The organism is Sorangium sp. So ce204 (genome assembly GCF_051526795.1).
Classification (GTDB): domain Bacteria; phylum Myxococcota_A; class Polyangia; order Polyangiales; family Polyangiaceae; genus Sorangium; species Sorangium cellulosum_B.
The window spans coordinates 7,647,644-7,662,608 of the sequence record NZ_CP150317.1; the positions used below are offsets into that span (position 1 = coordinate 7,647,644).

Consider the following 14,965-nt stretch of genomic DNA (forward strand, 5'->3'; position numbering starts at 1 on the left):
AGCCTCGATCAACGCTCGCGCTCGGCCGTGATCGCCCGCCGCGACCGCGCCCCGAACGCTGGATCAGCCGCGCTCTTCGCGATCCACGCGCGGCGGATCCGCATGAGCGCGTCCGCCGGGAGCCGGAGCTCGCGCAGCGCCTCCGCCGCCGCCCCCCGCTCCGCGGCGACGACGAGCCGCGCGTGCTCCTCGACCGCGATGGCGCCCCGCACCGCTTCGAGCTGCGCCACGTACGCCGCGTCGTAGGCCGACAGCAGGTTCCGCTTGCCGCGCGCCCCTTCGGCCTCGATCTCGTCGAGCCAGCGCGCGTGGAGCCCTTGCCATGCCTCGTGCGACAGCCCCGCCGCCGAGAGGATCTCTTCCGCGGCGTCCGGCCGCCACGCGAGCTCGGCCGCGATCCTCGCGCACCGCTCGATCGGGTACGCGTCGCACGGCGGCAGCGGCGCCGCCGCGCCCGCGCACGGCAGGAGCGCCCCCTGCGACGCGCCGGTGGGCGCACCGGCCGCGCTCACCGCGACACCGTCGAGGGGGTCGTCGTCCGCGATGGCCTGGCGCGCGGCCGACCCCCCGGCCGGAGCCGCGACCACAGCGCCATCCGCCGGCTCCCAGCTCGGCTCACCGGCCGGAGCCGCCGCCGCGGCGCCGCTGGCCGGCTCCCAGAGCGGCTCACCGGCCGGAGCCGCCAGCGCGGCGCCGCTGGGCGGCTCCCAGCTCGGCGTCACGACGGCTGCCGCCGCGGCGCCGCTGGCCGGCGCGTCGTCTGCGGCCGACCGGAACGGCAAGGCCGCCTGCTGCCTGACGCTGGGCATCGCCGTCTCCGCGAAAGCGCCCAGCTCCGGAGCGATCCGGACGACGCCCGCCTGCTGCGGGTGATCGAGCGCGACGTGCCCGCGCCACATGAGCATCGCGGTCCCGCGATCCGCGTCGAGGATGAGCGTGTCGCACCGCATGCGCACGTCCTGCGACCAGCCGCTGTCCAACGTCGCGGTCGCGCGCGGCGCGGCCACCTGCAGGCTCGTCACGAGCCGCGCGAAACGGGGGTGGAGGTTCTCCAGCGCGATGCGCTCGTCGCCCGCGAGCTCCCGCAGCCGCTGATCCGGCGGCGCGGCGTTGAAGTAGGCAATGTCGAAATCGTCCGGGAGCGGCCGCTCGCTCCACCGCGCAGGATCCCACGTCGCCGCGTGGCGGTGCAGGAGGGCCGCGCGCCCGGGCCAGGTCGGCGCGATCGGCCCGAAGCCGACGGGAGGCACGTCGCGGTCGTGCGCGAGGGGCAACCCGACCGGGACGAGGTTCGGCAGCGCGACGCGGCCCCACGGGTCGGCGACCGCGCTCGATCCGGTTCGAACGCCGACGGGGTTCGCGGTGCCCGGCCCGCCCGCGGCGCGCTCCCAGCGGAGCGGCATCTCGACGAAACGCGTGGGGCCCGTGACCGTGCCGTCCGGCGTGAGGAAGCGGTCGCCGAACACCCAGAGCGCCTTGTCCACCTCGCCGACGGCGAGCCGCGCCACGAGCGACGTCACGGGAGCGCCCTCGGGCGCGCGCGCGTGGCCCACGAGGAGCACCTCTGGCCAGCGCTTCGCGGGGGCGAGCGCGCTCGCGACGACGATGCGCCCGAGCTCATCGACCGGCGCCTCGCCCGCGTCGCCGCCGCTGGCGCCGAGGATCCGCGACACCCCCGGGACGAGCGCGAAGGTCGCCCTGCATACCACGGTGAGCGTCCATGCGTCGCTCCTCGGCCGCCAGAGCACGGAGCTCGCGCGGAACGGGTCGTAGGCGATCACGTCCATGGGGCGCAAAGGAGAAGGACCCGCGATCTTTTGCGCCGTCTCCTTCTCCGGTCAATCTCCAAAACCGGCAGCGCCGGACACCGGACGAGGCGAGGCGCCATCGACAGCGCAGCCTGAGAAAGCCGAGCAGCGCCCTCCAGCGTGCCGACCGGCCCCGCGCCGCGCGAAGCGCTCCCGCGCGCTGTCCGAAGCGGGTATTCTCGGGCGAGCGTGAACGGACAGCGCCGCGCGCCAGCTCCAGCTCCCCAGGTCCGCTCCAGCGCGGCGCGCGGGCCGGAAACCGGCGCTCGGCGGCCTCCCGACGGCGCCCCGCGTTCCAGGAGAGAGCTCCATGACCAGCACCGTTGACAAGAGCGACGTGTTCCTCATCCCGATGCCCGGCAAGCGCGTGGCGCGCATCCCGGTCGCGGTCCTCGAGCGTTACCTCGACGAGGCCACGCGCGTCGTGCACGACCCCGCCGAGCCGGAGAGCGACGTCACAGCCCACGGGATGTCCGTCGACCCCGCGACGGGCGCGAGCGTCTGGCACACCGAGTGGGAGCTCGGCCCTTGCGACTACACCGACGAGAGCGGGTTCCCGCAGAGCGCCTACGCCTGGCACCGCCACCCGCTCGGGACCGAGTACACCGAGATCTACCAGAAGTGAGCGCGCCCCGGCCGGCCGTGCCCCGCTCCTGCCCGCGCGCACCTCGCGCTCCACGCGCGCTCCACGCGAAAGCTCGCCCGCGCGGCCTGCGCCGCCCACGCCTGCCGGGCGCGCCGCTCCTCGCGGCGGCCGCCGGCGCGCTCCTCCTCGCCTCGCTCGCCCCGGCCTGCATCGAGCGCGGCTATCCCCTCGCCGGGAGCGGGCAGGTCGAGCTCCGCGCCGACGTCGCCGGGCCGCTGTTCGCCGCCGACACGCTCGACGAGGCGGGCAAGCCGGTGCTGCCCCGCCAGAGCCCCTGGCGGACCGCGGTCTCGCTCAAGCTCACCGAGGCGAACGAGCCGGCGTACGGCGGCTACGTCGAGGTCCGCGCCGTCCCGAGCGAGGCGCTCGCGCTGCACCCCGTGGAACGCGACCAGGAAGCCGGGGCCTCGTGCGGCGTGAAGGACGGCGCGTTCCGCTGCACCGCCGGAACCCAGGGCTACGCCCGCTTCACGGCCGCCTCGGAGGGCGACTGGTCCGGCGAGGCGCGGCTCGTCGTCTCGTGGGCCGACCGCACCGAGGAGCTCCCGATCACGATCCTCCCCGCGGGCTTGCCGGAGGACGCCGCCAACTTCGCGCTCATCGCGGGGGGCCTCGGCGACAGCGACCGGGTGCTCGCGACCTACGTCCCCCTCATGTGCACGATCGGCCCCCTTCCGGACGATCTCGGCGCCACCTGGCGACCGGGCGCGATCCGGGCGCGCGAGGCGCGCGTCCGCGCGTCGCCTCCCCTGAACGCGCCGGGCGTCGTCGAGCACGCGCCCGTGATCATCGAGTCGCTGCACAGCGAGGCCGCCCTCTCGCTCACCCCCGATTGCCTCGAGCGGACCTCGCGCCTGCGCGTGCTGCTCGGCGCGACCGGGGAGAGCCCGCCCTTCATCCTGTGCTTCAGCGACCTCGGCGGCGAGGTGAAGATCGCCGTGAGCTCGGGGCAGAAGGCGCTCGACCCGATCCCCTCGCTCACCGTCGACCCCGAGCCGCGCCTGCTCCGCGTGCGCGCCCTCCGGAGCGTCGTCGCCGCGGGGACGCCCGGCGATCTCTTCGAGGTGAGCGCCTACAACGCCGAGCGCGTGCGCATCGCCGTCCCCGTCGACCTCACCGTCGGCGACGACCAGGTGATCGCGCTCGGCGGGGCGTCGGTGACCCTGCGCGGCGAGGACAGCGAGGCGACGATCATCCAGGGCGTCGCTGTCGCGCCGGGGACGACGACGCTCCGTGTGACGCCCCGCCTGCTCGCGAGCCCCGAGTGCTCGTCCGAGCCCGTCACCGTCACGCCGGAGCAAAAGCCGGAAGAGGACGCCGAAGAGGACACCGAAACGGAGACTGAGCCGGAGCCCGAGCCGGGCGCCGGAGGGGGAGGCTCGCCGTGAGCGCACGCAGATCCGCCACGTTCCTGTCGGCCGTGGCGCTCGCGCTCGCGATCGCCGCGCCCGCCACCGCGCCGGCGCAGGACGATCCCGAGACGGACACCGGGGAGACCGGAGAGGAGACGCCGGAGCCGGCCACCACCCTGAGGCGCCCGACCGACGCGGGGCCGATGGCCGTCCCCGCCGACTTCGGCGGCAGCCTGCAGGTCGTGCGCGCGCCGGCGGGCACGGCCAGCGCCGCGTCGTCGGCCGGCGGGCCCGAGATCTTCCCGGACGCGCGCCGCGTCTGGATGAGCGTCCGCGACACCGATCCGGTCCCGATCGAGGCCGCGCGCCGCGGCGGCCGCTGGCTGTGCAGCGGCGGCGGCTGCGCCGCGCAGACCGGCGATCCCGGGCAGAGCCCGATCGGCGACCAGATGCTGCGCTCGATCAAGCTCCAGACCCCGACGCTTCCCCTGCCGCTCACGGTGTGGGGGCGGCTCACCGAGGACGGCCAGCGCCTGCTCGATTTCGACCCGGTGCTGCTCGGCCGCCGCTCGTACCGGCACGTCTGCGCCTACCGCCCGGTCGCCGACGCCCCGCGGTCTCCCGTGGGCGCGCCCGCCGCGCCGGCGCCGCTGTCACCGCTATCGCCCGATCGCGTGGACGTCTGCCGCGACGGCCGGCCCGAGCCGCCGCCGGCCGACGCGGGCGAGCTCACGCTGGGCATGCAGTGGCCGAAGCAGTCGGAGATGGCCGATTTCCACTACCTCGCCATCGTCGACAGCTGCGGCAACGCCCGTGTGCAGCCGTTCCAGCGCACGTTCACCGTGCCGGTCCTCGAGGTCGCCTCGGGCGGCTGCGGGCGCCCCGATGGCAAGGTCCTCCGCGTCTTCCCGGGCGGCGGCTGGCTCCGGGTCACCGCCTTCAACCTCCACGCGCCCGCGGCGGCCAACGTCGTCAACGCGACGTACCGGGTCACCGTCCCGCCGCTCGAGAACCTCGTCGAGTCGAACCCCGCGCGGCTCCTCTTCCCCGATCCGCTCGCCGACGACCTGAAGGTCGACTGCGGCCCCACGCCGATCGCGCCCCGCGCCGACGCCGGGAGCCTCCCGCCGCCCGGGAGCGCCCGTCCGCCCGGGCCGCGTGGGGCGTCCCCTGCCCCGCCGGCGGGCCGGGGACCTGCGCGCGCGAATGGACAGCTCCAGGGCGGCGCAGGCGCTGGCCAGCGGCCTCCGACGGCGGCGCAGGCCGGTCCGACGGCGCAGGCCGGCGCGGCGAAGCAGGCCCCGCCTCCGGCGAAGGCCCAGCCGCCGGCCGGGCTGCCGCCTCCTCGCCGGGCGCCCGACGTCGATCCATCGCGCCCCGGGCCGCAGCCGCTCGCGCACGGCGCGGTCGTCATCTCGCCGGCGCCGCTCCGGCTGGGCAACTGCCGGATCCGGCTGACGGGCCAGGCCAAGCACCGGCTCGTGGCGCCGCTCGCGCTCCACGTCTCGCTGACGCGCACCGATCAGATGCGGAGCGGCACGCCGATCGAGCTCCTCCAGAACGGCACGTGGATCGTCACGCCGAGCAGCGCTGAGTTCCCGCTCCCGCCGCTCGCCGAGGACTTCGACGGGGACGCGCGGCTCCGGCTGGCCGTCTACAGCGATCCGCTGAGCCCGCAGGGCAAGGTGGTGCTCGTCTCCGACGCGGGCCGCGTCGCGAGCTCGCTGCGCTCGAGCGAGCCCGGCGAGCCGGAGCGCGCCCGGCGCCTCGTGGGATCGGTGGCGATCCACTCGGTCCCGCTGTGCGGCGAGGACAACTTCCAGACGCTCGAGGCCGCGGGGACCTGCTTCCGCGCGTACCTCACCGTCCCGGCGATGCTGGCGACGCTGCAGGTCACCCGCGCGCCGTGGGTGGAGAAGCCCCTCGTCACGCGCAGCGTGCTCAGCGCCGTCGGCGTCGCGCTCGCGATCGACCGCTACGACCCGGTGGAGCGCCGGGCCTTCCCGATCGCGGCGCAGCTCGGCGGCTTCGTGCAGACGCTCGGCGAGGGGCGGGTCGGCCTCCTCGGCTACGTCGGCGTCGCCCCGACGATCCCCATCCTCGGCTCGGGCGGCAACACCACGTCGTTCGGCTTCCTGGCGGGGCTCGGGCTGGAGTACATCACCAACGAGGCCGGGCCCGACGAGGGGCTCAAGCCCGCCGCGTTCGTGTCCGCGGTCGTGCAGGTGGGCCAGGCCGCCCCGCAGGTCTCCACGAGCGGCCGGGCGAGCTTCGGCACCTACGCCGGCGACTGAGCCGCCGCGGCGCGGGGCGCGCGGCGGCCCGGCCGCCCGCTCACCGGGGGTTCAATATCGTGTCCAGCTCCTCGATCGCCTGCCGCTGGATCGCTGTATCGAGCCGCGCCTCCTCGAGCAGGGCGCGCGCCTCCGGGTAACGCCTCGCGATCACGAACGCCCGGATCCAGAGCACCTTGCGCTCCGACGCGAAGAGGGTGTTCGGCATCTCGCGCTCGTAGCGCTGGAGCGCCGCGATCGCCCGGTCCGGATCGCGCGCCTGCAGCGCCTTGGTGACCGCGTCGAACAGGGCGATGTCGTGATTGCTGCCGGGCCCGTCGATCTCGATCTTGAGCTTCTCGATCGTCTCGGCGGCGACCGGCGCCGGCGCGCGCTCCCCCCGGTCAGGCGGCGGCACGCGCGCGCGCCGCTGGGCCGGGGGGCTCCGCCGCGGCGGCATGGCGGCGACGGGCGCCGGGGCCGCCGGCGGCGACGGCGGCTCGACGCGCGGCGCCGCCGGCTCGGCGGGCCGGCGCGGCGGCATGGCGGCGACGAGCGCGGGCGCGACGTGCCTCACCTCCTGCGGAGGCGGCGGCTCCGGGGCCTGGAGCGCGAGCCAGGCCGCCCCCGTGGCCGCCGCCGCCGTGGCCGCGACGGGCGCGGCCACGCTCAGGGTCGGCAGCTGGACGAGCTTCACGAGGCCCTTGAGCCACGTCGCGGCGTCGCTCAGCGCCTGGCCGACGCCCCCGGCGGCGTTCCCGGCGCTGCCCGCCTTGAGCGCCCCCACCGACTCCTGCACGCCGCGGAGGATCGAGATCCGGACGTCGTCGGGCACGCGCGGCGAGATCCGCGCGGTGGCGAGGATCGCCGCCAGATCCAGGGGCAGCACGAGGCGAGAGCCCTCCCTCTTCCGGTCCTCGCGCCGGCGCTTCAGCAGGATGTCGTGGAACAGGCGCATGGCGCGCGCGCGCCACTTGTACGCGGTGGACAGCGGGATGCCGCGCTGCTGCGCGAGATCCGCCATCGAGGTGCAGTGGAGATCGTGCCCGACCAGGATCCAGTGCGCATCGGCGTCGAGCTTCTGCATGAGCTCCAGCACGACGAGCCGCTCCTGATCCGAGATCAGCAGCTCTTCCGAGGTCTTGGCGGGGTCGATGAGGGGAGGGAGCTCGTCGTCGGGCACGAGCTCTTCGTAGCGGTGCTGGGCCCGCTGCAGGTAGTGCGAGGCCGTGTGGACCGTGATCCTGTTCAGCCAGCGCTCGGGCCGGGAGATCTCGGGGTTGTATCTGTCGAAGCTGAGGTACGCCGCGAACAGGACCTCCTGCGCGAGGTCCTTGCGATCACGCAGCGGGACCCCCAGCCCCGTCAGCCAGCGCCCTACGAGCGCGGAGGTTTGCTCACGAAAGAGAAGCTCGAAAGCGCGCTCTTTTTCAGGTGGGCCGCCTTGGCCCGGACGTCGAGGTCTTGTCATACACAAGTCCAGTTCCGGGCACGGACGGGAGATTGCCGCCCGAAGCAGGCCGCGCGCGACGGACGGGGGGCCGGACGGCTGCTCACGGGCGCCAGGAGGCCGGAAATCCCGCAGAATCCTCGCGAGAACGGGGCGCAATGGCGCTCCGGATCCATCCGATTATAGAATAGCATTCTGTAGAATAATTCATGCAGCGAATGGGTCGTACCGCACCCAGGTTGCGGCGCGAGGAGGCGCCGGGACGCCCCGGCTCGCCGGGGATTCCGGGTGCGCCCGCGCGCGACTCGAGGCAGGCTGCGCCCCCGCTCCGCGGATCCAGCGCATGAAGCTCACCGACTTCTCTCTCGCATCGATCGCGGCGAGCTCGCGCCGCAACACCATCCGCGACGTCTGGGACAAGCTGAGCCCCCTGCCGGGGGGCAAGCGCCTGTTCAGCCGGCTCATCGGCGCGATGGCCCCGTACACGGGGACGATCCGCGCCGAGGTCGAGGTCCTCGAGCGGGGGCGCGCGGAGGTGTCGATGCGCGACCGGCCGGGGCTGCGCAACCACCTCCGCTCGGTGCACGCCGTCGCGCTCGTCAACCTCGCCGAGCTCACCGGCAACACGGCGCTGTCCTACGCGCTGCCCGACGACGCCCGGTTCATCGTCGCGGGCCTCTCGATCGAGTACGTGAAGAAGGCCCGCGGGACGATCCGCGCCGTCTGCGAGTGCCCTCTCCCGGAGACCAGCGAGCGCAGGGAGTACGATATCCCGGTGAGCCTGCGCGACGCGACGGGGGCCGAGGTCGCCCGCGCCGTCCTCCGCAGCCTCGTCGGTCCGAAGAAGCACCCCTGAGCTCGGCGCCGCGCCGCCCTTACCGAGCCCCCCGGCGCTCCCGACCCCCGCAGTCCGGCAAAGCGCCACGCGCCGGAGCCCCCCTGTACTCCAAAGCACGCTGCGCTGCGGCGGAGCCCTAAGCTCCGGAGCAGACGTGTGCTCCAAAGCACCTTGCCGGCCGGAGCAATCCTGTGCTTCGGAGCAATCCTGTGCCCGCGAGCACACGGGGAGCTCAGCTGTCGCCTGACCTCCCCTGAAGCGTCTCACCCCGCCCCACACCGCGCCAGAGCGCGGACAGAGGGTTCGAGTCAACACGCTCGACAAAGCGCTTCCAGGGTGTTTCGATTCTTCTCATGAGGAACCGGTCAGCGATGGTGGCGCTCGCCGCGACGGGGATCAGCGTGATCTTCGCGGCGTGCGGGGGGGCCGACGGCTCGGTCTCCGCCGGCGGAGCCGGCGGAGCGGGCGCCGGGGCCAGCTCGGGGACAGGCCCGGGGAATGGCACGGGGAACGGCCCGGGAACAGGCGGAGCGACGAGCACCGGAGTTGGCACCGACGGGCCTGGAGAGATCACCACCGGGCCAAGCAGCGGCGCCGGCGAGGGCGCCGGCGGCGAGGCGTCGTGCGCCGGGGAGACGAAGACGGCGGAGCTCGTGCCGCTCGACCTCTACATCATGCTCGACTCGTCGGGGTCGATGAGAGATCGGCTCGCGACGGGCGGCACCAAGTGGACCGCCGTGACCGACGCGCTCGAGGCCTTCTTCACCGACCCCAAGTCGGAGGGGCTCGGCGTCGGGCTCCAGTACTTCCCTCTGCTGAACGCCGGCCAGCCCATGAGCTGCAGGACCCACGAGGAGTGCGGCGTCAGCGGGCCGTGCGCGCTCCGGGCCTGTCGCAGCTCGTTCGACGCCCGCACGGGCATCCAGGTCTGCGTCACCGACGCGGACTGCCCGGACGACGACGCGTGCATCGACATCGGCGTATGCTCCCAGAACAGCAACATCGTCTGCGGCGACATCGGCGAGCGCTGTCCCAACCGCGCGGGCACGTGCAACAAGGTGACCCGGAGCTCCTGCGCGCATCCGTACTCGTGCGTCACCGAGGACTACGCGACGCCCGCCGTCTCGATCGCGCCGCTCGACGCCGCCTGGGCCGACGAGCTCATCGGGTCGATCGACCGGACGTTTCCCGACGGAGGCACGCCCACCGCCGGCGCCCTGTCCGGCGCGATCGCCCAGGCCCGGGCCCACGCCCAGGCGAACCCGACCCACAGGGTCGTCACCGTGCTCGCCACCGACGGGATGCCCACCGAGTGCAACCCCACGTCCGCCGACGGCATCGCGGAGATCGCGGCCGAGGGGCTGGGCGGCTCGCCGAGCATCTCGACCTTCGTCATCGGCGTCTTCGGCAGGGACGACGACGGCGCCCAGGCCACGATGAACCGCATCGCCGAGGGCGGCGGGACGACGTCGGCCTACTTCATCGACACGAGCTCCGACGTGACGCAGGCGTTCCTCGACGCGCTCAGCGAGATCCGCGGGACGAGCCTCGCGTGCGAGTACCAGGTCCCGGCGCCGTCCGCCGGGCAGACGCTCGATTACGGCACGCTCAACGTCCAGCACACGCCGCCGGAGGGCGCCGACCCGTCGACCATCTTCTACGTGGCCACCGAGGCGCGCTGCGACGCGACCGCCGGCGGCTGGTACTACGACGTCGACCCCGCGACCGGCGGCACGCCGACGAAGATCGTGATGTGCCCCGCGACGTGCACCCACTTCCAGGCGGGCGGGCAGGTCCAGCTCCAGGTCGGCTGCAAGACCGAGATCCCGCCGATCAACTGAGCCCTTCCCGCCACCTCGCCGGCGCCACGCGCCCCCCATGGCTCGCGCGCGCGGCCGGTAGTTGGTGGCGCGTGGCGCGTGGCGCGCGGCGCGTCAGGCGTCGAGCGCCGCCGGCCGCGCGGCGGCGGACGGGCCGCGGGTGCGCAGCCAGAAGTACGCCGCGGACGCGGTGAACAGGGCCCCGCAGACGAGCGCTGTCGCGTAGCTGAAGCCGAGGAAGAACTCGAGCCACGAGCGCTTCGCCTGGCCAAAGCTCTTGTAGAGCAGGAGCGCCACGCTCCCGAGGTAGCCGAAGGCGTCGGCCGCGGTGATCAGGAATCCCGCCGTCGCCACCGAGCCCACGGCCGCGATGAGCCGGTCGAAGAGGACGCAGTTGTACGGGACGTACCCCACGTAGAGCCCGAGCCCGACGCTGATCATCCAGGCGACGGGGCCGATGACGCCCGCCTGGTAGAGCGCGGTGCTCAGCCCCGCGAGCGCCGCCCCGGCGACCATGACGCCGTGGATCGCGGCGAGCGCCGCGCGGTTGTTGCGGATGCCGATCATCACCGCGACCGAGAGGAGCGCGCCGATCGCCACGGGGATCTCGGCCGTCGTCAGGATGGCCGGCTGGTCGGTGTAGCCGAGGGCGTCCCAGATCTCGCGGGCGAAGTTGTCCCGGAAATCGCGGTAAGCGGTGAGGACGACGTAGCCGAGGACGAGGGTCGCGAGCCCGCCCGCGTTCGCGAGGACGAACGCGCGCCGCGCGGCGCGGTCCATGGGCGCGCGCCGGGTCCGGAGCGCCTCGTCGTCCACCGAGGGCGGCGGGATCTGCGCGAGCATCCACACCGAGAGGAGCAGCGGCGGGAAGAAGAGGGCCCCCGTCACCGCGGGCATCCACACCTCCGGGACCCCCCAGCCGAGCGTGACTTTGCCAACGGTCTTTACGAAGCCGCTCGCGACGATGAAGCTGGCGCAGAGGCCCGCGCCGAGCAGATCGCTCACGCGGCGCCCCTCGAGGAAGCCGAAGACGAGCCCCCAGACCATGCCGAGGGGCAGGCCGTTCAGCGCGAGGAAGACGGCGGCGTACGGCGCAGGCGCGAGCGCGAACAGGACGAGCGCGACCTCGCTCACCCCGATGCACGCGAGGATGGCGAGCGCGCGCCGCTCGGGCGGCATCTCGGAGACGATCTTGATGCCAAGGAACTTGGAGGCGCAGTACCCGAGCACCTGGGCGATGATGTAGAGGCTCTTCAGATCGAGCGCGGGCAGCAGCGGCAGCGCGACCATCCCCTTGTAGGAGCCCACCGCGAACGGCTTGCGGAAGGCGTACATGCAGAAGTAGGTCGAGAACGCGGCGATCACGGCGAAGGCCGTGAACACCGGCGCAGGGGCTCGCTCGAGCCATTTCGTCACGCTTCGCTGCTGGGCCGGCATGGGAGCTCCGAGGAAGGCGCGAGGGTAATCGCGGCCGCGCGGCGCGCGCATGGTTTTTCGGTGAGGAGCGGGCCGGACTGCCGCCCGCACACGAACACGCGAACCGCGGATCTCGCCGTGGCCTGCAGAGCGTCCGGCCGGTATGCCGCGATGGTCGCATTTTTCGCCTTCCGCCCTGCTCATTCTTCTCCCGGCTCGTGTCGCGGCTCGCCCCTCGTCGCTCCGGTCCTCGCTCTTCGTCTCTCGCGCCCCTCATGGGGCGCCCGCGGGCGTGCGGCGTTCGAGGAAGCTCATCGGCGATCGATGAAGCGGGCTCATCCGCGCAGTGATGGTCGAGATCGGATGGCCTGAAGTCGACACATCGGCGAGCGACGCCGGCGCGCGGCCCGGAAAGTCATGTGAGCCCGTCCGTCGGCTCCCGGGTCACCCTCAGGGGAAGCCCTAAGTCATGATGTCGTCACTGTGGCACAACGTCTCTGTGAGACGATTTGGTCGCTCCGGCATGGGGCGCATCGCGCCTCGCAGCGGGCCTGACGGGGCGAAATCTCCCTGAAAACGGAGCGAAATACCGCCCTCGCCGTCCTGGAACACCCCTTGCGATGTGCGATGACGGATCGCGCCGGGGCGTCGGGGCCCTGGATCTTCAGCCCACGCGGCGCCGGACAGGCACGCACGACCGGCGGCCCGATACGGCTGTCCTCCCGCACGCTCGTGCGTCGCCCGAATGTAGACCGAGCGTCGGCTGGATCACCGGAGAGGAGCGGCCCAGTTTCGCTGCCGTGTCGCTCTCCTCGCAAGAAAGGCGGAGGAGTCATGCCGAATCGTCAGGGATGGATCGACGAGGAACATAACGATGCGCCGGGGCGCGACGACGAGCGGTTTGGGTCAACCCCGGGTCAGCGGGGCGATGAGCGATATCGTGGCGAGCGCGGAGCGAGCGGGGATGCTAGTTACGGGCATCGTGGCAACTACGAGCAAGTCCTCCAGCGAGACGATCGGCGCCATTCCCGCGGAGGTCACGATGATCTCCGCGGTCGCCCCGATCAGCGAGAGTCTGTCGGACGCGGCCACGAGGGCGAGCGCGACGGCGAGGGCGACCCGAGCTGGCGCGGCCAGGGCGGGGAACGCGGCTGGGAGGTCCGACAGGATCGCGCCTGGGGGCAGCGCGAGGACGCCCGGCGTGAGGACTGGGGCGGCCAGCGTGATGACTTCCAGCGAGGAGGTCGCGACGATCTTGACGCCAGGCGCGGCCACGGCGGCGGCCAAGGCGGCTTCGGCGGCGGCCAGGGCGGCTTCGGTGGCGGCCAGGGCGGTCACGGCGGCCAAGGTCACTTCGGCGGCGGCCAGGGCGGCTACGGCGGCCAAGGCGGCTTCGGCGGCGGCCAAGGCGGTCACGGCGGCGGCCAGGGCGGATTCGGCGGCGGCCAGGGCGGCTTCGGTGGCGGCCAGGGCGGCTTCGGTGGACAGGGCCGCTTCGGCGGCCACGGCGGAGAGGGATCCGGCCGCGGCCAGGGCGGATTCGCCGGTGGCCAGGGCGCCTATGGCGATGAGGGCAGACAGGGCCGCTTCGGCGGACAGGGCCGCTTGGGCGAACAGGGTGGCTTCGGCGGACAGGGGCACTTCGGCGGACAGGGTGGCTTCGGCGGCGGCCAGGGCGGTTATGGCGCCGGTCAGGGCTATTTCGGTGGCCAGGGCGGCTTCGGCGGACAGGTTGGCCAGGGCGGCTTCGGCGGACAGGGCCACTTCGGCGGCGGCCAGGGCGGTGAGGGCGGCCTCGGAGGCCAGGGTGGATTCGGTGGCCAGGGTGGATCTGGTGGCGGCCAGGGCGGCTTCGGTCGCCAGGGAGGCCTGGGCGGAGTCCAGCACGAAGGATACGGAGCCCGCGGCGGCCTCCGGCAGTGGGCCGACGACGAGCGCGGCTGGAACGAGCGGCCAGGACAGCAACGCGGGTACGAAGGCCACGAGTCGTCCTTCGACGGCGATCAAGGCCCTTCCCCTCGGCCCTACGGCGGACAGGGATCCGGCGGACAGGCCTCAGGCGGCCGCAGCTTCCTCCAGACCGTTCGACAGGGCGGCGGGCCCGGCGGCTCGCGTGGTCGCCCGCCCAAGGGGTACAAGCGCTCGGACGAGCGGATCCGCGAGGACATCTGCGATCAGATCTCCGATCAGCCGGACCTCGACGCGAGCGACGTCGAGGTGAAGGTGCAGAGCGGCGAGGTCATCCTCTCCGGGACCGTCCGCGAGCGTCGCGTGAAGCACCAGCTGGAGGCGCTCGCCGAGCGGATCTCGGGCGTGGTCGACGTGCGGAACGAGATCCGGCTCTACCGCGAGCAGCAGCAGGGCGAGGCGAGGACGAGCGCGGGGTCGTCGTCGAGCGAGCGCGCGGCCGCGAGCACGAGCGGCGTCACGGCGGGCTCCGCGACCTCCATCGGCGCGACGTCACCCCCGGAGACGAAGAACAACGAGTCGCGCCGGAACGCCTCCTGAGCGCCGGCGCGAAGGGCCGAGGCGGGCGGGCCGCCGTGCGGCGGTCGATCGCAGGCCGAGCGCGCGGCACACGTGGCGGCGGGAGCCGCCGCGGCCACGCCTAGAACAGCGATCATGTTGAAACCCGGAGAATTTTCACAGGGAGGCGAGGAGGCGGGGAGGAAGAAAGAAAATGAATTTCTCCCTCTTGCCGTCTCTCGCTCCCCGCCTCCCCGTCTCCCTGTGAAATTCCTGCTTTTCTCGGGGTTTCAACCCGTTTGTCGTTCTATCCGCCGCAGCCGCCGTGGGTGTCCTCGCCGCCGCCGCCTGCATTGCCCCCACCGCCTTCGTTGCCCCCGCCACTCCCGTCGCTCTCGTCACCGCAGCTGACCACCCACAACCCGGTCGGTCCGTCGCAAGTGGCACTCACTGTGCCACACTCGCGCTTGTAGCTGCACGGCCCCACGCCGTAGTAGGAACTGCAGTCCGTTTCGTTCTCGGGCGCCGTATCGGGACATGCGGTGCAGTGCTCGACCCACACGCCGTCGGTGCAGGTGACGCTGCAGGGGGAGCAGGCGTAGTCGCAAAGCTCGCCCTCGTTCGCGCAGCGCGCCCCCGGCGGCGCGCCCCCTCCTGAGAAATCACACGCGACGGGGGCGTCGCCACCGGTCGAGGCGCTGGACGACGTGGTCTCCTCGGGCGTGTCGCCAGCGCCGCTCGATACGCTGGAGGACTGGGGCTCGTCGGGCGTGCCGCCCCCCGAACCTCCGCCGGAAGGCTGCTCGACCGCGTCGGAGCAGGCGAACACAGGAAGGAGCGCGAGGGGAATGAGCCATCGGACAAAGGTCTTCATGCCGCCCCTTCAGCAACGGATG

General features: G+C 73.4%; 11 protein-coding genes. 6 read left to right on the forward strand and 5 right to left on the reverse strand.

Translation table 11 applies throughout. The features are described 5' to 3' along the window. Positions 1–8 precede the first annotated feature (8 nt). Positions 9–1,787 carry a DUF2169 family type VI secretion system accessory protein gene (locus tag WMF22_RS28435; protein WP_438031813.1) on the reverse strand — a complete coding sequence of 593 codons (1,779 nt, stop codon included), beginning with the start codon at positions 1,785–1,787 and terminating at the stop codon, positions 9–11. Between the two features lie 331 nt (positions 1,788–2,118). Here WMF22_RS28435 and WMF22_RS28440 point away from each other — a divergent pair, with 331 nt between their 5' ends. The 3 genes from WMF22_RS28440 to WMF22_RS28450 are packed head-to-tail and all read left to right on the forward strand — an operon-like array spanning position 2,119 to position 6,100. Beyond that, complete coding sequence (locus WMF22_RS28440; RefSeq protein WP_012237857.1) at positions 2,119–2,433, forward strand: hypothetical protein; 315 nt, start codon at positions 2,119–2,121, stop codon at positions 2,431–2,433. After that, positions 2,430–3,842: a hypothetical protein gene (locus tag WMF22_RS28445; RefSeq protein ID WP_438031814.1), complete on the forward strand. Its 1,413-nt coding sequence runs from the start codon at positions 2,430–2,432 to the stop codon at positions 3,840–3,842. The genes WMF22_RS28440 and WMF22_RS28445 overlap by 4 nt, the downstream gene beginning before the upstream one ends. Next, complete coding sequence (locus tag WMF22_RS28450; protein WP_437293142.1) at positions 3,839–6,100, forward strand: hypothetical protein; 2,262 nt, start codon at positions 3,839–3,841, stop codon at positions 6,098–6,100. The genes WMF22_RS28445 and WMF22_RS28450 overlap by 4 nt, the downstream gene beginning before the upstream one ends. A gap of 40 nt (positions 6,101–6,140) precedes the next feature. On the opposite strand, the gene WMF22_RS28455 is transcribed toward WMF22_RS28450, so the two are convergent. After that, a complete protein-coding gene (locus tag WMF22_RS28455; RefSeq protein ID WP_437293143.1) occupies positions 6,141–7,550 on the reverse strand; it encodes an RNA polymerase sigma factor in 1,410 nt (469 codons plus the stop codon). Positions 7,551–7,872: 322 nt separating this feature from the next. On the opposite strand from WMF22_RS28455, the gene WMF22_RS28460 reads away from it, so the two are divergent. After that, positions 7,873–8,385, forward strand: a complete 513-nt coding sequence (locus tag WMF22_RS28460) for a hotdog fold domain-containing protein (protein WP_437293144.1) — start codon at positions 7,873–7,875, stop codon at positions 8,383–8,385. A 335-nt stretch (positions 8,386–8,720) separates the two neighbouring features. Further along, positions 8,721–10,208, forward strand: a complete 1,488-nt coding sequence (locus WMF22_RS28465) for a hypothetical protein (RefSeq protein ID WP_437293145.1) — start codon at positions 8,721–8,723, stop codon at positions 10,206–10,208. A gap of 93 nt (positions 10,209–10,301) precedes the next feature. Here the strand turns inward: WMF22_RS28465 and WMF22_RS28470 are convergent, their stop codons facing one another. Then, positions 10,302–11,624, reverse strand: coding sequence for a DUF5690 family protein (locus WMF22_RS28470; protein ID WP_437293146.1), 1,323 nt, complete (start codon positions 11,622–11,624; stop codon positions 10,302–10,304). A gap of 885 nt (positions 11,625–12,509) precedes the next feature. Continuing rightward, a complete protein-coding gene (locus WMF22_RS28475) occupies positions 12,510–13,610 on the reverse strand; it encodes a hypothetical protein (protein WP_438037349.1) in 1,101 nt (366 codons plus the stop codon). A gap of 147 nt (positions 13,611–13,757) precedes the next feature. Here WMF22_RS28475 and WMF22_RS28480 point away from each other — a divergent pair, with 147 nt between their 5' ends. Continuing rightward, positions 13,758–14,111, forward strand: a complete 354-nt coding sequence (locus WMF22_RS28480) for a BON domain-containing protein (RefSeq protein WP_437301624.1) — start codon at positions 13,758–13,760, stop codon at positions 14,109–14,111. Positions 14,112–14,376: 265 nt separating this feature from the next. Here WMF22_RS28480 and WMF22_RS28485 read toward each other — a convergent pair whose 3' ends face one another. Further along, positions 14,377–14,943 (reverse strand): hypothetical protein, encoded by a 567-nt coding sequence (locus WMF22_RS28485; RefSeq protein WP_437293147.1) that lies wholly within the window; start codon positions 14,941–14,943, stop codon positions 14,377–14,379. Positions 14,944–14,965 lie beyond the last annotated feature (22 nt).